Source organism: Symbiobacterium turbinis, from assembly GCF_055383075.1.
In genome coordinates this window covers 1906904-1925066 of sequence record NZ_AP042433.1, presented here as the reverse complement: position 1 = coordinate 1925066, position 18163 = coordinate 1906904, and the positions used below count along the sequence as shown (strand labels likewise).

General features: G+C 68.9%; 18 protein-coding genes and 1 other RNA gene. 17 read left to right on the top strand and 2 right to left on the bottom strand.

Going from position 1 to position 18163, the window contains the following annotated elements:
- Positions 1-41 precede the first annotated feature (41 nt).
- The 8 genes from ACZ45O_RS09135 to ACZ45O_RS09100 all read left to right on the top strand — a co-directional run bounded on the left by ACZ45O_RS09135 (position 42) and on the right by ACZ45O_RS09100 (position 8515).
- Entirely contained in the window at positions 42-476 is a 435-nt protein-coding gene (locus ACZ45O_RS09135) for a MarR family winged helix-turn-helix transcriptional regulator (RefSeq protein WP_464852397.1), read from the top strand.
- A gap of 71 nt (positions 477-547) precedes the next feature.
- The gene (locus tag ACZ45O_RS09130; protein WP_464852396.1) at positions 548-919 is read left to right on the top strand and encodes a hypothetical protein; all 372 of its coding nucleotides are present in this window, start codon (positions 548-550) and stop codon (positions 917-919) included.
- A gap of 63 nt (positions 920-982) precedes the next feature.
- A complete protein-coding gene (gene hemZ, locus ACZ45O_RS09125; RefSeq protein ID WP_464852394.1) occupies positions 983-2536 on the top strand; it encodes a coproporphyrinogen dehydrogenase HemZ in 1554 nt (517 codons plus the stop codon).
- 12 nt (positions 2537-2548) lie between these two features.
- Positions 2549-3433, top strand: coding sequence for a diacylglycerol/lipid kinase family protein (locus ACZ45O_RS09120; protein WP_464852392.1), 885 nt, complete (start codon positions 2549-2551; stop codon positions 3431-3433).
- A 391-nt stretch (positions 3434-3824) separates the two neighbouring features.
- On the top strand, positions 3825-4565 hold the full coding sequence (locus tag ACZ45O_RS09115) for a Type 1 glutamine amidotransferase-like domain-containing protein (protein WP_464852391.1): 741 nt from the start codon (positions 3825-3827) through the stop codon (positions 4563-4565).
- On the top strand, positions 4562-5860 hold the full coding sequence (gene hisS, locus ACZ45O_RS09110) for a histidine--tRNA ligase (protein ID WP_464852389.1): 1299 nt from the start codon (positions 4562-4564) through the stop codon (positions 5858-5860). The genes ACZ45O_RS09115 and hisS overlap by 4 nt, the downstream gene beginning before the upstream one ends.
- Positions 5857-7659, top strand: a complete 1803-nt coding sequence (gene aspS, locus ACZ45O_RS09105) for an aspartate--tRNA ligase (RefSeq protein ID WP_464852387.1) — start codon at positions 5857-5859, stop codon at positions 7657-7659. The genes hisS and aspS overlap by 4 nt, the downstream gene beginning before the upstream one ends.
- A 358-nt stretch (positions 7660-8017) precedes the next feature.
- Positions 8018-8515 carry a GNAT family N-acetyltransferase gene (locus ACZ45O_RS09100; RefSeq protein WP_464852386.1) on the top strand — a complete coding sequence of 166 codons (498 nt, stop codon included), beginning with the start codon at positions 8018-8020 and terminating at the stop codon, positions 8513-8515.
- Positions 8516-8578: 63 nt separating this feature from the next.
- On the opposite strand, the gene ACZ45O_RS09095 is transcribed toward ACZ45O_RS09100, so the two are convergent.
- The gene (locus ACZ45O_RS09095; RefSeq protein ID WP_464852384.1) at positions 8579-9238 is read right to left on the bottom strand and encodes a GNAT family N-acetyltransferase; all 660 of its coding nucleotides are present in this window, start codon (positions 9236-9238) and stop codon (positions 8579-8581) included.
- Between the two features lie 323 nt (positions 9239-9561).
- On the opposite strand from ACZ45O_RS09095, the gene katG reads away from it, so the two are divergent.
- The 4 genes from katG to ACZ45O_RS09075 all read left to right on the top strand — a co-directional run bounded on the left by katG (position 9562) and on the right by ACZ45O_RS09075 (position 13812).
- Complete coding sequence (katG, locus tag ACZ45O_RS09090; RefSeq protein ID WP_464852382.1) at positions 9562-11733, top strand: catalase/peroxidase HPI; 2172 nt, start codon at positions 9562-9564, stop codon at positions 11731-11733.
- Between the two features lie 244 nt (positions 11734-11977).
- Positions 11978-12331, top strand: a complete 354-nt coding sequence (locus tag ACZ45O_RS09085; RefSeq protein WP_464852380.1) for a glycosyltransferase — start codon at positions 11978-11980, stop codon at positions 12329-12331.
- A gap of 32 nt (positions 12332-12363) precedes the next feature.
- Positions 12364-13338 carry a hypothetical protein gene (locus tag ACZ45O_RS09080; protein WP_464852378.1) on the top strand — a complete coding sequence of 325 codons (975 nt, stop codon included), beginning with the start codon at positions 12364-12366 and terminating at the stop codon, positions 13336-13338.
- 15 nt (positions 13339-13353) lie between these two features.
- On the top strand, positions 13354-13812 hold the full coding sequence (locus ACZ45O_RS09075) for a VOC family protein (protein ID WP_464852376.1): 459 nt from the start codon (positions 13354-13356) through the stop codon (positions 13810-13812).
- A 27-nt stretch (positions 13813-13839) separates the two neighbouring features.
- Here the strand turns inward: ACZ45O_RS09075 and ACZ45O_RS09070 are convergent, their stop codons facing one another.
- The gene (locus ACZ45O_RS09070; RefSeq protein ID WP_464852374.1) at positions 13840-14436 is read right to left on the bottom strand and encodes a DoxX family membrane protein; all 597 of its coding nucleotides are present in this window, start codon (positions 14434-14436) and stop codon (positions 13840-13842) included.
- A 141-nt stretch (positions 14437-14577) separates the two neighbouring features.
- Between ACZ45O_RS09070 and ACZ45O_RS09065 the strand changes: the two genes are divergently transcribed.
- From ACZ45O_RS09065 to ACZ45O_RS09045, 5 genes are all read left to right on the top strand, one after another.
- Complete coding sequence (locus ACZ45O_RS09065) at positions 14578-14928, top strand: Hsp20/alpha crystallin family protein (RefSeq protein WP_464852372.1); 351 nt, start codon at positions 14578-14580, stop codon at positions 14926-14928.
- 95 nt (positions 14929-15023) lie between these two features.
- Positions 15024-15219: non-coding RNA, 6S RNA (gene ssrS, locus ACZ45O_RS09060), on the top strand.
- 160 nt (positions 15220-15379) lie between these two features.
- Entirely contained in the window at positions 15380-15712 is a 333-nt protein-coding gene (gene trxA, locus ACZ45O_RS09055; RefSeq protein ID WP_464852371.1) for a thioredoxin, read from the top strand.
- Positions 15713-15780: 68 nt separating this feature from the next.
- Positions 15781-16821: a low-specificity L-threonine aldolase gene (ltaE, locus tag ACZ45O_RS09050; protein WP_464857708.1), complete on the top strand. Its 1041-nt coding sequence runs from the start codon at positions 15781-15783 to the stop codon at positions 16819-16821.
- Positions 16822-16943: 122 nt separating this feature from the next.
- Positions 16944-18143, top strand: coding sequence for a THUMP domain-containing class I SAM-dependent RNA methyltransferase (locus ACZ45O_RS09045; protein ID WP_464852369.1), 1200 nt, complete (start codon positions 16944-16946; stop codon positions 18141-18143).
- The last annotated feature ends 20 nt before the right edge of the window (positions 18144-18163 follow it).

The window sequence follows — 18163 nt, the reverse complement described above, 5'->3', positions numbered from 1 at the left end:
AACTGTTTACGTCGTGAACTTCGGGCCCGGAGGTGAGTGGAATGGAATCTGCCCGCATCGAGGCCTATCTCCCGCGGTTGGAGGCCTCGTTCGACAACATGGTGCGGGTCATGACGGCGGCGACGACGGCCTACCAGGAGGTAGCCCCGGGACCGAAGATGTCCATGAGCCAGATGATCGTCCTCAGGGCCTTGCGGAGCCGGGGACCGCTACAGGTGACCGAGGTGGCCAACGAGCTGACGGTCACGCTGAGCGCGGCGACCGGCCTCGTGGATCGGCTGGTGAAGGCGGGGCTCGCCGAGCGGGAGCGCGACCAGCGGGACCGCCGGGTGGTGTGGGTGAAGATCACCCCGGAGGGCGAGCGGGCCCTGGAGGCGGCGGTCCAGCGCCGGCGGGCCGCCTTCCGCGAGATGGTGAAGAACCTGTCGGAGGCGGACCTGGAGCAGCTCTGCAACATCCTCGACCGCATGGGGTAGGTTTTGGAGGACTTGAACTATAGTAAGTAGAATATATAGGGACCATCGTCTGAACTGTGGGGGGTTCACATATGGTCTTGACGGTGATCGGGCTCGCCCTTCTCGGGGTGTCCCTGGCCATTCCCAATGTGCTGGCCCTCCGGCTGGCGTTTGCGGACGCCGCCGAGCGGGAGGCCTCCAGGGCCCGGGCCCGCAGCGCGGCCCGCACGGGCGGCAGGCCGGCCGGCCCGAGGGTGCGGCTGCGCATCCCGGCGCCGCGGCTGCTACGCAGGGGCTACCTGTGGAAGGCTCTCAGCCCGCTGGTGTTCGCCCTCTCCGTAATGTTCGGCATCGCGGTGGGCGGCACGGCCGGCTATGTCCTGATGGCCCTGGGGCTCGTCAACCTGCTCCTGGGGCTGTGGGGCTGGGACGAATACGTGCCCGGCCATGCGGGTAAGCGTTAATAGGGGTTCCAACTGCGGGCGGGGGCCGGGCGAGAGCCACGGCCCCCTTTGAGGTGGTACAGCATGACTGCGATCCTACTTCGGGGCAACAGCCCCGTTTTCGCCGGCGACCTGACTCAGATGGGCCACGTCTTCTTCCCCGGTGAGGCCTTTGCCGTGTGGGTGCCGGGAAGTTCCCCGTCCCCGGCGGGCGCCGTGGAGTGGCAGGTGGATCTGACCGCAACCCCGGATCCGGTTTCAGGCTGCGCTTCAGCAGCCACCCGCCCCTGGCGGGTCGAGGTCACGGCCCGGGGACCCTGCGGAGAGCGCCGGGCGGAGGGCGGGCTGCTGCAGGATGCCGCGGAGAGCCCCCGCACCTTCGAGCACCGGCTGCGCCGGCTGGCCAAGGGGCTCCTGATCGACGCCCTGGCGCCGCTGGCGGGCTTCCGGCCGAAGTGGGGCATCCTCACCGGCGTGCGGCCCACCAAGCTTGTCCACCAGATGCTGGACGAGGGCGAGCCCGACCCCGTGACCCGCCTCACCGGGGAGTACCGGCTGGCCCCGGAGAAGGCGGAACTGCTAACCGGCGTGGCCCGGCTGCAGCGGCCGTTCCTCGGGCGGGACCCCCGTGCGGTGTCGCTCTACATCGGCATCCCGTTCTGCCCGTCCATCTGCTCCTTCTGCTCCTTCTCCATCTACCCCATCAACCAGTACCGGGGGCAGGTCTCCCCCTTCCTGCAGGCGCTGGGGCGGGAGATGACGATCATCGGCGAGGCGATCCGCGCGCTCGGCCTCAGGGTGGAGTCGATCTACTTCGGCGGCGGCACCCCGACCAGCCCGCGGGACGACGACTTCGCCCACATGCTCCGCATGGCCGAGGAGCACCTGCTCAAAGGCCAGGCCCCGGCGGAGTACACGATGGAGGGGGGCCGGCCCGAGACCTTCAACCGGGCGAAGCTGGACGCGATGGCGGCCGCCGGCGTGAACCGGGTGAGCGTGAATCCCCAGACCACCGTGCAGGCCACCCTCATGCACCTGGGGCGCATCCACACGGTGGAGAAGTTCTACCGGGCCTACGAGCTGGTGCGGGCGCACCCGGCCGGCTTCACCGTCAACACCGACATCATCATCGGGCTGCCGGGCGAGGGGCCCGCCGAGGTGCACCACACCCTGGCGGACATGCGGCGCCTGGCGCCGGACAACCTCACCGTGCATACCCTGGCGGTCAAGCGGGGCTCCCGTATCCACGGCGGGGGCGAGGCCGGGCAGGTGCTGCGGGCGCTTACCCCCGCCGAGGCCGAGGCGCTGGTGCAGGACGCGGCGGAGACGGCCCGGGCGATGGGCCAGCGGCCCTACTACCTCTACCGGCAGAAGTTCATGGTCGGGGCCCTGGAGAACGTGGGCTACGCCCTGCCGGGCAAGGAGTCGGTCTACAACATCCAGATGATGGAGGAGCGGCAGACCGTGATCGGCCTGGGCGGCGGCGCCACCTCCAAGTGGTTCAAGCCCCTGGGGCAGAACCGGGGCTGGCTCCTGAAGGCGCCGGCCAACCCCAACGACCCGCAGACCTACGTGGAACGGGTGGAGGAGCTGGCCCGGCGCAAGGTCGCTCACCTGCGGCTGCTCTACGGCGAGTAGGGGGTGTCGCGCATGGCCTTTCGGCGCATCGCGGTCATCTACAACTCCGCCTCCGGCCGGCCCCGCGAGCGGGAGAGCCTGCTGGCGCGGCTGGCGGCGCCCCTGCGGGCGGCGGGCTGCACGGTGCATGTCTGCCCCACCGAGCGGCCGGGCCACGCGGCCGACATCGCCCGGGCGAAGGCCGGCGAGGGGTATGACCTGATCCTCGCCCACGGCGGCGACGGCACCATGAACGAGGCGCTGCAGGGGGTGATGGGCACCGGGGCCGCGCTGGGCTTCTGGCCCGGCGGCACCGCGAACGTGCTGGCGGCCGAGCTGCACCTGCCCCAGCGGCCCGAGGAGATGGCCCGGCGCATCCTGGCCGGCCGGACGGAGGAGGTGACGGTGGGCCGGGCCAACGACCGCTGGTTCCTGCTGATGGCGGGTGTGGGCCTCGATGCCGCCGTGGCCGGCTCGGTGGACCCCGACCTGAAGCGCCGGTTCGGCAAGGCTGCCTTCTTCGTGGCGGCCATGCAGTTCATCTGGCGCTGGGACCTGGCGCCCTTCCTGGTGCACCTGGAGGGCGAGCCGCCGGTGGAGGGCCGGTTCGTGGTGGCGGGCAACGCCCGCTCCTACGGCGGGGGCTTCCAGTTCACGCCGGATGCCGCCCTCACCGATCCCTGCCTCGATATCTGCATCTTCACCGCCGAGACGGTGGGAGACTACCTGGCGTACGTCTCGGCCGCCCTGGTGGGGCTGCACCGGAACATGCCCGGGGTGATCTACCGCAAGGTGCGCACCGTGTCCATTACCGCGGCCGGGGAGCACAGGCCGCTCACCCAGGTGGACGGCGAGGTGATCGGCAGCCTGCCGGTGACCCTGACGGCCGTCCCCCGGGCCCTGCGGCTTTTGGTTTAGGGGTATTGACAGGTCGTGGAACTAGCAGTAGAATGCAATTTCAAAGGCGATGACAGGGAACGGGGTTCCGCAGCGCCCCCTGCAGAGAGCCGGCCCTCGGGCTGAAAGGCCGGCGGGAAGGCGGCGGAGCCGGACAGCCCTCGAGCTGCGCAGTCGAAGGCCGTGCAGGCGGCGGCGGGCCGCCGGGGCGGCGAGATGCCGCCTGGCTGCGTAGGCTGCGCCGGAGACTCCCGCCGTTAGCAGAGGGAGGGGGCCTCACGCCCGTGCGGCCCTGCAGAGGGGATGCCTGCCTCCGGTGGGCATCAACGTGGGTGGCAACGCGAGCCGGCGCGCTCGTCCCATGGGGGGACGGGCGCTGTTTTTGTATCAGGATGAAGGAGGGTGTGCGGAGATGAAGCAGATTGTGGCGATGGGCGGCGGCGGCTTTTCCATGGAACCCGACAATCCGCTTCTGGACCGGTACGTGCTGAGCCTCACCGGCAAGACGCGGCCCAAGGTCTGCTTCCTGCCCACGGCCAGCGGCGACGCGGAGGGCTACATCGTCGACTTCTACCGCGCGATGACGCAGCTGGGGGCCGAGCCGACGCACCTCTCGCTGCTGCGCCCGACGGTGCGCGACATGGCCGCTTTCCTGCTGGTGCAGGACGTGATCTACGTGGGCGGCGGGAACACCAAGAACATGCTGGCCCTGTGGCGGGAGTGGGAGCTGGACCAGGTGCTGCGGACCGCCTGGGAGCAGGGCATCATCCTGGCGGGGCTGAGCGCCGGCGCCATCTGCTGGTTTGAGCAGGGGGTGACCGACTCGGTGCCCGGCGAGCTGACCGCCCTGCCGGGCCTGGGCTTCCTGAAGGGGAGCCACTGCCCGCACTACGACGGCGAGTCCGAGCGCCGCCCGGCCTACCACCGGCTCAGGAAGGCGGGGGTGCTGGCCGACGGCATCGCGGCGGACGACGGCGTGGCCCTGCATTACGTGGGCGACCACCTGGTGAAGGTGGTCAGTTCCCGGCCCGATGCCCGGGCCTACTGGGTCTACGTCCTGGACGGGACCGTGCGGGAAGAGCCGATCGATCCGGTCTACCTGGGGGAACCCGCCCCCCTCATAGGAACAATGCGAGGAGAGGATGGCGCGTGAGTATACAGGCACCGCGGGGATTCAACGACATCCTGCCCGGTGAACAGTACGGGTGGCGCGATTCCTACCGCTGGCAGCGGCTGGAGGAGATCTTCCGGGAGGTCGCCCGCCTCTACGGGTACCAGGAGCTCCGGCCGCCGATGGTGGAGTACGTGGACCTCTTCGTCCACGGCGTCGGCGCCACCACGGATATCGTCACGAAGGAGATGTTCAACATCACGCCCCGGGGCGACGACCCCGACGCCCGCCGCATGGCGATGCGGCCCGAGTTCACGGCGGGCCTGGTGCGGGCCTACCTGGAGAACGGCATGCCCAACAACCCGCAGCCCACCAAGATCTTCGCCTACGGACCGGCGTTCCGGTATGAGAACGTGCAGAAGGGCCGGTTCCGGGGCTTCCACCAGCTGGACGTGGAGGTCTTCGGCGCGCAGGACCCGGCGGTGGACGCCGAGGTGATCAAGCTGGGGCTTGACGTGGTGGCCCGCCTGGGGCTGACCGGGCTCGTGGTCTCGGTCAACTCCATCGGCTGCCCGAACTGCCGGCCGCGGTACCGGGAGGCGCTGCAGAACCACTTCCGGCCGCACCTGGGCGAGCTCTGCGAGGACTGCAACACCCGGTTCGAGCGAAACCCCCTGCGGCTGATCGACTGCAAGCGGGACGCCGGCCACCCGGCGCAGCAGAGCGCCCCGGTGACGCTGGACTACCTCTGCGACGACTGCCGCACCCACTGGGAGGGGCTCCTCAGCCACCTGGAGGCGATGGGGATTCCGTACCAGATCGACACCCGCATCGTGCGGGGGCTCGACTACTACACCAAGACCGTCTTCGAGGTGCTGCACCCCAAGCTGGGCGCGCAGTCCGCCCTGTGGGGCGGCGGCCGCTACGACGGCCTCATCGAGGTGGTCGGCGGCAAGCCCACGCCCGGCGTCGGCTTCGGCATGGGCATGGAGCGGGTGCTGATGGTGCTGGAGGAGGAGGGGCTGACGGCCCCCTTCGCCGACCGGCCCCGGCTGGATGTCTTCGTCGTCACCCTGGGCGAGGCCGCCCGGCCCGTCGGGCTGAAGCTGCTGTACGAGCTCAGGGACGCGGGGATCTCCGCGGACATCGACTACCTGGGTCGCAGCCTGAAGGCGCAGATGAAGTACGCGGGCAAGCAGAACAGCCGGTACGTCGTCATCCTGGGCGAGGACGAGGTCCAGCGTGGCGAGGCATCGGTGAAGAACATGGACGAGGGAACGCAGGAGAGCGTGCCGCTCGACCAGATTATCTCGCACGTGCGGAGGGCTGAAGTATGAGCGAATCGATTCACGGCATGAAACGGACGTTCTTCTGCGGCGAGGTGGCCGAGCACCTGGTGGACCAGGAGGTCATCGTGAACGGCTGGGTGCAGCGGCGCCGTGACCACGGCGGGCTGATCTTCGTGGACCTGCGCGACCGCACGGGCCTGGTCCAGGTGGTCTTCGACGCGGAGGAGTGCGGCGGCGAGGTCTTCAGCAAGGCCGAGCAGGTGCGCTCCGAGTACGTGCTGGCCGTGCGGGGCCAGCTGACCCACCGGGCGCCGGAGGCGGTGAACCCCAACATCGCGACGGGCCGGTTCGAGATCCGGGCCCGGGACATGCGCATCCTCAACCCGGCCAAGACGCCGCCCTTCTATATTCAGGATGACATTGACGTCGACGAGACGGTGCGGCTGAAGTACCGCTACCTCGACCTGCGCCGGCCGGAGATGCAGCGCAACCTCATCCTCCGGCACCGGGTCACCAAGGCGGTGCGGGACTTCTTCGACGAGAACGGCTTCCTGGAAATCGAGACGCCGATGCTCACCAAGTCGACCCCCGAGGGGGCCCGCGACTACCTGGTGCCCTCCCGGGTGAATCCCGGCAAGTTTTACGCCCTGCCCCAGTCGCCCCAGATCTTCAAGCAGCTCTGCATGGTGAGCGGCCTGGAGCGGTACGTGCAGATCGTGCGCTGTTTCCGGGACGAGGACCTGCGGGCCGACCGGCAGCCGGAGTTCACCCAGATCGACGTGGAGATGTCGTTCGTGGAGCGGGACGACGTGCTGGCCATGATGGAGCAGATGGTGGCCCGGGTCTTCCGGGACGCCCTCGGCGTGGAGGTGCCAACCCCCTTCCGGCGGATCACCTGGGCCGAGGCCATGGCCCGGTACGGCTCCGACAAGCCCGACCTGCGCTTCGGCATGGAGCTGGTGGACGTGAGCGATGTGGCGGCCGGCTGCGGCTTCGGCGTCTTCAAGGGTGCCGTGGAGGCCGGCGGTCAGGTGAAGGGCATCAACGCCAAGGGCTGCGGCGGGTACTCCCGCAAGCAGATCGATGAGCTGACGAGCTTCGTGAAGGCATACAAGGCGAAGGGGCTCGCCTACATCGCGCTGGGCGAGGACGGCGAGGTGCGCTCCTCCTTCACCAAGTTCCTCACCGAGGCGGAGACGGCGGAGATCATCCGCCTACTGGAGGGCGAGCCCGGCGACCTGCTGCTCTTCGTCGCCGACCAGCCAGACGTGGTGGCCGCCGCGCTCGGCGCCCTGCGGATCGAGATGGGCAACCGGCTGGGGCTGCGCAAGCCCGGCGAGTTCAACCTGCTGTGGGTCGTCGACTTCCCGCTGCTGGAGTGGGACGACGAGGAGAACCGCTTTGTGGCGGTGCACCACCCGTTCACGTCGCCCCACCCCGAGGACCTGGACAAGGTCTTCAAGGAAGGGGCCACCCGGGAGGAGCTGGCGGCCATCCGGGCCAACGCCTACGACCTGGTCCTGAACGGCGTCGAGCTGGGCGGCGGGTCGATCCGAATTCACCAGCGGCCGCTGCAGAACCGGATGTTCGAGCTGCTGGGCTTCACGCCCGAGGAGGCGCAGACCAAGTTCGGCTTCCTGCTGGACGCCTTCGAGTACGGCGCCCCGCCCCACGGCGGCATCGCCTTCGGCCTCGACCGGTTCGTCATGCTGCTGGCCGGCCGGCAGTCGATCCGGGACGTGATCGCCTTCCCGAAGACGGCCAAGGCCACGGACCTGATGACCGACGCCCCCAGCGAGGTGGCGCCGAAGCAGCTGCAGGAGCTGCACATCCGGACGACGGTGTAGCACAAAGGGGCGGCTTCGCCCGGCGAAGCCGCCCCTTTGCATATCCCGGTTCCAGCACAGCTCACTGGTCGGGGCGCACCGGAGGACCCGGAGGCACCTCCCCACCCGGGCGGACATATCGTCTGTTCGCATTCAGTGTGGGCCGGTCCGTTCAGTCCGGTGACGCCGAGCGGCTGTATCACGGGACGCCCGCGTTACTTCTCGGGCCGGCACTACCCACACTCAGTGAGAACAGAACGGATGGGGGCGATGGTGTACCCCTACCCCGGCCTGACACAGCGTGCGCGGCGACCCCCAGAGCGGGCGTGCGGGTCCGGCCCTGGCGGTTGCCCGGGGGGACCATGATGGAGGGGTATCCATGGATCAGATCCAAATCCGAATGGCCAGACCGTCGGACGCGGACGCGTTCGCGGAGATCATGACCCAGCCGAAGGTGTACCACGGAACGCTGCAGCTCCCCCACACCACGCCCGAGCCGTGGCGGAAGCGGCTGGAGAGCAACGACCCCAGGTATGACTATGTGCTGGTAGCTCAGGTGGACGGGAAAGTGGTGGGGAACCTCGGGCTGCACCGCAGCCGGGCCCCGCGGATTCTGCACGTCGCCACCCTGGGCATGGCGGTGCACGACGCCTACCAGGGGCGGGGCATCGGCCGAGCGCTGATGGCGGCCGCCGTCGACGCCGCCGACCGCTGGCTCAACATCCTGCGCATCGAGCTCGAGGTCTACCCCGACAACGAACGGGCCATCAGGCTTTACGAGTCTTTCGGCTTCGTCGTGGAGGGGCGCAAGCGGATGGCCGTCTTCCGCGACGGTCAGTATGTAGACATCCTGGTCATGGGGAGGATCCGTTCGTAAGCGGCAGGCCCCTGTCCACCATCAAGCCGCCCCGGTCTGCAGCCCGGGCGTCCCGCGCCCGAGTCACAAGGCGCCCAGCCGCTCCCACTCCTCCCGGGTCAGGGCGTACTCGACCTCGCCCTCGTCGGCGCCGGCGATCGGGTCGTCCCAGTCCGGGAAGAAGACCCGCTCCAGCTTCAGGCCGCACTTCTCCATCACCCGGCGGGAGGCCCGGTTGACCGCCATGGTCTGCGCGAAGATGCGGCTCACGCCGAGCTCGGTGAAGCCCTTGCGGATGAGCGCACGGGCCCCTTCCGTCGCGTAGCCCTTGCCCCAGGCGGAGCGGCGCAGCCGGTAGCCCAGTTCCGCCTCGACGGCACAGACACCGTCAGAGCTGGCCTCACCTGAGCCAGCGTCGCCAGGGCTGGCTTCACCTGAGCCAGCTTCGCCCGAGCCTGCCCCGCCCGGGTGGGCCCCTGCGTCCCGCGGCCGCAGGAGGAACCAGCCCACGAAGGCGCCGGTCGCCTTCTCGACGGCTGCCCAGCAGCCGAAGCCGGGGAAGCGGTCGTAGTCGCCCAGGATCCGTGGCAGGATCACCTGCTCCACCTGTCCGCGGGGCGTCGGCTTGCCGCCGGTGAGGTAGCGCATCACCGCGGGGTCGGCGTCCAGATCCACCAGGTTGTCGACATCATCAGAGGTAAACCGACGCAGGTACAGCCGCTCCGTCTCCAGATAGATCTGCAAGCCGTCCGCCTCCTTATGAGATGGCCCTCGCACCGAGGGCAGATGCCTCCTCCCACCGCTCGCCCTTCTCACCGATGGCATTCCTTCCGCTGGCTCCCCTTCCCGTGCCGCGCCCCTCGTCTTCCATCCTGTAGACGACGGGCGGAGCGGATCGGTTTGCCGTGCAGCGCGCCCTTCTCAGCCGCCCGTCCGGCCGGCGGCAGTGAGGGGCGCATTTTCTATTTAGAATGAGAATAAATCTCAGCAGGATTCGACAACGGAGCGGAGAATTTACTTGATAGTGGCTCAGTTACGAATAGAGCCGAAGGGGAGGAGGAGCCGTCATGAACGAGGAGAAGCGCATCATCGCCGGCCAGGGCCCGACCAACCGGGATTGGTGGCCCAACCAGCTCAACCTCAGGATCCTGCACCAGCACTCGGATCTGTCCAACCCGATGGGCCCGGAGTTCAACTACCGGGAGGAGTTCCAGAAGCTGGACTACTGGGCCCTGAAGGAGGACCTGCGCAAGCTGATGACCGACTCGCAGGATTGGTGGCCGGCGGACTTCGGGCACTACGGGCCGCTCTTCATCCGGATGGCCTGGCACAGCGCCGGCACCTACCGGGTCGCGGACGGCCGGGGCGGCGCGGAGTCGGGCAGCCAGCGCTTTGCGCCGCTGAACAGCTGGCCCGACAACGTCAACCTGGACAAGGCCCGCCGGCTGCTGTGGCCCATCAAGCAGAAGTACGGGAAGCGCATCTCGTGGGCTGACCTGATGATCCTTGCCGGCAACGTCGCCCTCGAGTCGATGGGCTTCAAGACGCTCGGTTTCGCCGGCGGCCGGGAGGACGTCTGGGAGCCGGAGGAGGACATCTACTGGGGCATGGAGCAGGAGTGGCTGGGCGACGCCCGCCACAGCGACGGCGAGCTGGAGAAGCCCCTGGCGGCCACCCAGATGGGCCTGATCTACGTCAACCCGGAGGGCCCCGGCGGCGAGCCCGATCCGCTGAAGGCAGCCGAGCAGATCCGGGAGACCTTCAAGCGGATGAGCATGAACGACGAGGAGACGGTCGCCCTGATCGCCGGCGGCCACACCTTCGGCAAGACCCACGGCGCCGGCCCCACCTCGCACGTGGGTCCTGAGCCGGAGGCGGCGCCCATCGAGCAGATGGGCCTGGGCTGGTTCAGCACCTACGGCACGGGCAAGGGCGCAGACACCATCGGCAGCGGGCTGGAGGTTACCTGGACCTCGACCCCCACCAAGTGGACCAGCAACTTCCTCTGGAACCTGTTCGGCTATGACTGGGAGCTGACCAAGAGCCCGGCCGGCGCCTGGCAGTGGCGGCCGAAGCACGGCGCCGGGGCCGGTACCATTCCGGACGCGCACGACCCCAACAAGCGGCACGCGCCGGCCATGCTGACCACCGACATCGCGCTGAAGGTCGACCCGGTCTACGAGAAGATCGCCCGGCGCTTCCTGGAGAACCCGGATGAGTTCGCCAAGGCCTTCGCCCGCGCCTGGTTCAAGCTGACCCACCGCGACCTGGGTCCCCGCTCGCGCTACCTGGGGCCGGAGGTGCCGGAGGAGGAGTTCATCTGGCAGGATCCCGTTCCCCCCGTCGACCACGAACTCATCGACGAGGAGGACATCGCCGCCCTGAAGCAGCGGATCCTGGCCTCGGGGATGTCGATCAGGGAGATGGTCGCCACGGCCTGGGCGTCGGCCTCCACCTTCCGCGGCTCCGACAAGCGCGGCGGCGCCAACGGCGCGCGCATCCGGCTGGCGCCGCAGAAGGACTGGGAGGTGAACGAGCCCGAGCAGCTTCGGCCGGTGCTGGAGACGCTGGAGGGCATCCAGCAGGAGTTCAACCGGTCGCGGACGGACGGCAAGCGGGTCTCGCTGGCCGACCTGATCGTGCTCGCCGGCTGCGTCGGCATCGAGCAGGCGGCACGCAACGCCGGCTTCGAGATCACCGTGCCCTTCACCCCGGGCCGGACCGACGCCACCCAGGAGCAGACCGACGTGGAGTCGTTCGCCTACCTGGAGCCGGAGGCCGACGGGTTCCGCAACTACCTGAAGCGCAAGTTCTCGGTGCCGGCGGAGCACCTGCTGGTGGACCGCGCACAGCTGCTCACGCTGACGGCGCCGGAGATGACGGTGCTCATCGGCGGCCTGCGGGTGCTGGAGATCAACCACGGCAACTCCCGCCACGGCGTGCTCACCGACCGTCCGGGGGCGCTCACCAACGACTTCTTCGTCAACCTGCTCGACATGCGCTACCAGTGGAACGCCACCGATGACGAGAACGTCTTCGAGGGGCGCGATCGGGCCACGGGCGAGCTGAAGTGGACCGCCACCCGCGTCGACCTGATCTTCGGCTCGAACTCCCAGCTCCGGGCCATCGCGGAGGTCTACGCCTCGGACGACGGGCAGGAGAAGTTCGTGAACGACTTCGTGAAGGCCTGGACCAAGGTGATGAACCTCGACCGCTTCGACCTGCTGGTGAAGAAATAGCAAGGGCTGCTGACGCCGGCCGCCCGAGCGCCCGGAAGGCTCGGGCGGCCGGTTGGCGCCTGGGCCCGCGTCTCTTACCGGCCGGGAGACTCATAGCAAATGCAAACAGACTGGACGCTTCCGGGCGAGACCGGCCCGATGGGGGTGGTGCATTATGGTAAGCTATTGTTGTGCGTGATTACGGGGCAATCCTGATCGCGGCACCGGTCTTGCCTGATGCGCACCAACCGAGGGGGCACGGCTCATGAAATTCGTCATTCTCGCCACAGGCACCCGGGGCGACGTCCAGCCCTTCGTGGCCCTGGCCCAGGGGCTCCGCGCAGCCGGCCACGAGGCGGTGCTGGCGGCAGGCAAGCCGACGCTGGTCTGCCCCGCGACCACGGACCAGCCCTTCTGGGGCCGGGTGGTGCACCGGCTGGGCGTGGGGCCCGCGCCGATTCCCCGCCGGCGGCTGACGGCCGAGCGGCTGGCGGCGGCGATTGGGACGCTCACGACGGATGAAGATATTCAGCGCCGTGCCGCCGCGCTCGGTGAGGCTATCCGGGCGGAGGACGGGGTCGGGCGGGCGGTGGCGGAGATCCTCCGATGCTCGGGGTGAACCCGGGCAGCACATCAGAGAGGAGCAGGAAGATGGAAGCGAGGCGCAGGGCGGTGGACGCCCGGTTCGTTGAGGGCTGGATGAGCTACATCGGGGCGGTGCAGGGCGTTCTGAACGCCGCGGGCATGGGACCGTGGGAGTACTGGCGGCTGATGGGCGACACCGGCATGGCGTTTCACCTGGTGATGCACGAGACCTGCTGCGTCAGCTCGGTGACGGCGTACGACTGGATGAACACCCACCTGGCGGCGCTGAACCGGATCGGCGTCCACTCCGAGGTCTACGGTGCGCACCCGGAAATGCCCACTTTCGACGCCGCCCGCAGGCGGGCGCTGGTGCACATCCGGGAATCGATCGACAGGGGAATCGGCGTCGTGCTCTGGGGCGTGGATTCCGGGGAGTTCGGCGTGGTGTGGGGCTACGACGAAGAGGATGGGGTGCTGCTCACCAGCGGCTGCCACGGCCCCAGGGGGAATCCGATTCCGTACGAGAACCTGGGCATGTCGTTCCCGGGCGCGCCCGAACTGCACTACCAGATCGTGCTGGAGCGGGTGCCTGCCGACGAGCGGCAGACGGCCCGCAGCAGCCTGCGGTACTACGTGGACCTGATGGAGCGGCAGGGCCACATGGAGCCCGGCTACCGGGCGGGCCTTTCGGCCTACGACAACTGGATGCGGGGGCTTGAGCGCGAGGGGTTCGACCAGTTCGGCTGCCGCTATGCCACCTTCGTCTACGCCGAAGCCCGGGCCTGCGCCGCCCGGTACGTGGAGCACCTCGCCGAGGCCGAGCGCGCGCTGGCCCCTGCGGCGGAGGCCTTCCGCCGCACGGCGGCCATCTACGGGCGCATGATGGAGGTGCTGGGGCAGGACCTGGCTGACCCCTCCGTCCTGGACACGCCGGTGACCGCGGAGCAGGCCGCCGCGCTGATCCCGCTGCTCCGGGAGGCGAAGGAGAGCGAGGCGGAGACGGTGGCACGGGTCGCGCAGTACCTGCGGACATCCGAATGAGGAGGAGGCGGGCGCATGGACCGCACGGTTCCCTGGGAGGGCTTTCACCACATCGCCCTCGTCACGCCGGATCTCGACACCACCATCCACTTCTACGGCAACGTGCTCGGCATGCAGGTCGGCGAGGTCCGCGCCGGCGGAGGCGTGATCCCGCGCCGGCACTGCTTCATCCGCCCCGGTGCGGACGCGGCGACCTGGGGGCTGCATTTCTTTGAGGACCCCTCTGCGCAGATCCCCCGGGTAACCCTGGAAGAGTTGCGGCACGGCGGGTTCATCCCCGGAGCCCTGCAGCACATCGCGTTCGCCCTCCCGGATGCCGATGCGGCCGCGGCCCTGCGCGCCCGATTGGAACAGCACGGCGTGCAGGCGACCCCGACCGGGTCGATCGGGCCGATTGAGAATATGCTCTTCATCGATCCTCACGGCATCATCCTGGAAGCGACCTGGCCCCGACGGAGGAGAGAGGTCGATTGAGGTCCTGTTCAGAGGACCTGGCAGCGGCTATACCTGTGGCCGCTCCTCCGGTCGCGGCACCGGTTCCGGCTCGTACTGCTCCGGCCGTGCGGGGGGCCGGTCCCACGGGGTGCCCAGGGCGGGCAGCAGGTAGCGGTCGAGGCCCCAGTAGCCGGCGACCTTCCAGGCCATGAGCAGCAGGATGGCCAGGGTGAAGAGCACGGGGTTGGTGCTGGCGGTGCCGGCCAGCATGAAGTTGAAGTTCATGAAGGCGCCGGCGAAGGCGGCGAACCCGGTGAGCAGCCCGAGCAGGAGGGCCACGCCCACAACGACCTCGCCCACCGCGACCAGTTTGGCGAACCAGGTGTAGTGGCCGCCTTCCAGCAAGGCGCTGAGGAAGTCCCGGTACCAGCCGTAGGTGATGACCGGCTTGGCGGGCGGATCCGGGATCGCCACAGCACGGGTCCAGTAGCCCTGCAGGGCCGTGCCCCCGTTCATCCAGGCCGGGTCCGTCACCTTGTGCCAGCCCGCCTGCAGCCACTGCCACCCCAGGTAGAGGCGGGCCAGCAGCCAGATCCAGGCTGAAGCCGTGTTGTCGAAGAGGAACCGGGCAAAGGGCGGATCCTGGATCGTCCGTGCAGACATGGAACACCCTCCCCACATTAATTCGTCTTTCTCAAAACAAAAGTCGATAAAGCTCCATTCATTATACGAGCGCGCAGTTCCTGCCGGCGACGTTCAGCCGCATTTCCTCCCGCATAGGATGGATCGATGGGGGTGAACGGCATGTATCGTTCGCTGCTGGACCTCATGCTGCGCCAGCCCTGGCCCGCGCTGGACGACAGCCTGCAGCTCACCCCGCAGTGGGAGGAGGACCCGCGCTCCCTCACGCTCCGCTTGCGCACCACCGGCCTGGACCCCGGGTCCATCCAGGTCTACGTGGGCCCGACGGCCGTTGCGGTGGCCGGCCACCAGACCCGCACAGAGCGGGTGGAGGCTGAGGGCTACTTCCACGCCAGCTCCTCGCTGCGCGCCGTGCGGCGCACCTTCCCACTGCCCCGCGCCGTGGTGCCGGGCGTCGCGGAGGTGCGGTGGCTTGCGGAGGATGAACTGGAGGTGCGGCTGCAGAAGGCGTGAACCCCGGCCGTTTGCCGGGGTTTTCTGCTGTCAAGACTTGTGTTTGCGACTGCGCAACGGTATCATGGGAAACGAAGAGAGCACACAAGCTTTGGCGCTCCCGACCATGTGCGTGATCACCGGTACGAAATGACCTAACACACAATCGTAAGGGAGCCTTTATCCGATTGTGGCCTGAAAGCCCCCCCGGCATCGGCCGTGGTCAGGGGACTCAGAAAGCATCGGAGCGGGCACCCACCTGCTGGGAGCAGGTTCATTTCTCTACCGGTCACACGGCATGGTGGGGTTTGCTGACCAGGGGGCGGCGTTCCGGACGGAACGTCGCCCTTCTTGGCATGTCCGCGGGCGCCCGCGCGGGGGAACCTGAATCACCCTCGCCTTTACATCTCACTTTGCTATTGGTTAGAATAGGGACTGTCAGTTGGGTGCATACGTAAAGGAGGATGCAAAAGTGGCCAGCGATAAGGTCTTGACGCTGTCTGCCAGCAACTGGGCTGCCGAGGTGGAGCAGTCTGATCTGCCGGTGCTTGTGGATTTCTGGGCCGTCTGGTGCGGCCCTTGCCGGATGATCGCGCCGGTGGTGGAGGAGATCGCGGCAGACTATGAAGGCCGCCTGAAGGTTGGAAAGCTGAACGTTGACGAGAACAACGAGCTGGCCGCCCGGTTCGGCGTCATGTCCATCCCGACGCTGCTGCTGTTCAAGAACGGGGAGCCGGTGGAGCGCATCGTCGGTTTCCAGCCCAAGAAGGAGCTGGCCGCCAAGATCGACCGGGCCCTGGGCTAGGCCGGGAAGAGAGAGCGGGCGACCCCTGGCGGGTCGCTCGTTTCACATGAAGGGATGAGTTGATGACCATGAAGTCAATCGACTTGCGCTCAGATACGGTGACGCTGCCGACGCCTGAGATGCGCCGGGCCATGTACGAGGCTGAAGTGGGCGACGACGTCTACCGCGAGGATCCCACGGTGAACCGGCTGGAGGAGCGGGCCGCCGAACTGCTGGGCAAGGAGGCCGCGCTCTTCGTCCCCACAGGCACGATGGGCAACCAGGTGGCCGTTCTCACCCATACCCGACGGGGCGAGGAGGTCATCGTGGAGGCAGAGAGCCACGTGTACCTGTACGAGGTCGGCGGGATCGCCGCCCTCTCCGGCTGCCAGGTGAAGACGCTGCCCGGCGTGCGCGGGGCCATGGACCCCGCCGCGGTGGAGGCGGCCATCCGGCCGGTCAACGTGCACTTCCCCCGCAGCGGGCTTGTCTGCATCGAGAACACCCACAACCGCTCCGGCGGCTGCGTGCTGCCCCAGGAGAACGTGGCCGCCGTGGCGGAAGTCGCCCACCGGCACGGGATCCCGGTGCACATGGACGGCGCCCGCATCTTCAACGCGGCCGTCGCCCTGGGCCGCCCCGTCGCCGAACTGGTCGCCCCGGTCGACTCGGTCATGTTCTGTCTCTCCAAGGGGCTCGCGGCCCCTGTGGGCTCGCTGCTGGTGGGCAGCCGCGAGTTCATCGACGAGGCCCGCCGCTACCGGAAGCTGCTGGGCGGCGGCATGCGCCAGGCCGGCGTGCTGGCGGCCGCCGGGCTGGTGGCCCTGGAGCTGATGGTCGACCGGCTGGCCGACGACCACGCCAACGCCCGCCGCCTGGCGGAGGGGATCGCGGAGATCCCCGGTCTGGCGGTGGACATGGCGACGGTGCAGACCAACATGGTGATGGTGGACATCGTCGACCCTCGCTTTACGGGTCGCACCCTGGTGCAGGCGTTTGAGCGGTGGGGGGTGCGCTGCAACGACGTCGGTCCGCGGCGCATCCGGCTGGTGACCCACAAGGACGTGACCGCGGCGGACGTGGAACTGGCCCTGGACGCCATGGCCCGCGCGGTGAAGGCGGGGCCGTGACCCGGGCGGATTGCCCGGTCGCCTGCGGGACGGCGCCCGCCCGGGCCGCGCGTTTCGTGCCGCGCGGCCGCTCTGCTATAATGGCGGAGCAGATTCACGACAGATAGGAAGGGACGCAGCGCATGTCCGACACACACGAGCCGGCCGCCGGGCCGGCGACGGAAGGGAGACTGACGCTCATCGCCACGGCCCCGATGGGGCTGGAGGCGGTGGTGGCCCGCGAGCTCAGGGGCCTGGGCTACGACCAGCAGACCGTGGAGAACGGCCGGGTCAGGTTCCGCGCCGACGAGCGGGCGATCTGCCGGGCCAACCTGTGGCTGCGCACGGCCGACCGTGTGCTGGTGGAGATGGCGGTGTTTCCGGCCACCACCTTCGAGGAGCTGTTCCAGGGCGTGCGGGCCATCCCCTGGGAGGAGTGGATTCCGGCGGACGGCCACTTCATCGTGAACGGCCGGTCCCACCAGTCGCAGCTCTCCAGCGTGCCCGCCTGCCAGAAGGTGGCCGAGAAGGCGCTGGTGGAGCGGCTCCGGCAGCGCCATCCCCTCCAGTGGTTCCCCAAGAGCGGGGCGCGGTACAGCGTTGAGGTCTCCCTGCTGAAGGACGTGGCAACCATCACCCTCGACACCACCGGGCCGGGGCTGCACAAGCGGGGCTACCGGAAGCTGGTGACCGAGGCGCCCATCAAGGAGACCCTGGCGGCCGCCATGGTGCTGCTCTCCCGCTGGCACCCCGACCGCCCCTTCCTGGACCCCTGCTGCGGCTCGGGCACGATCCCCATCGAGGCCGCGCTCATCGGCCACAACCTGGCCCCCGGCCTGCACCGGTCCTTCGACGCGGAGGCGTGGGGGTGCATCCCCGCGCGCCTGTGGGAGGAGGCCCGGGAGGAGGGCTTCGACCTGGCCGACTACGACCGGAAGCTGGACATCTGCGGCTCCGACATCGACGGCGCCGCGCTGGAGCTGGCGCAGCAGCACCTGCGGGCCGTGGGCCTCTCCCGCTCGGTCCGGCTGGAGCAGCGGCCCCTGCAGGAGATCGAGCGGGAGGCGGCCTACGGCTACCTGATCACCAATCCGCCCTACGGGGAGCGGATGGGGGAGCGGGAGGCGGTGGAGGATCTCTACCGGGACATCGGCCGCCTGGCCCGCAGGCTGCAGGACTGGTCGGTCTTCGTGATCACCGCGCACAAGGGGTTCGAGCGGTTCTTCGGCCGCCGGGCCGACCGGAAGCGCAAGCTCTACAACGGCCGCATCGAGTGCGACCTGTACCAGTACCAGGGGCCGTACCACGGCCGCCGCGCCCCCGGGACGGGGGAGGACGGCTGAGCCGGGCCCCAGGAGGTGGT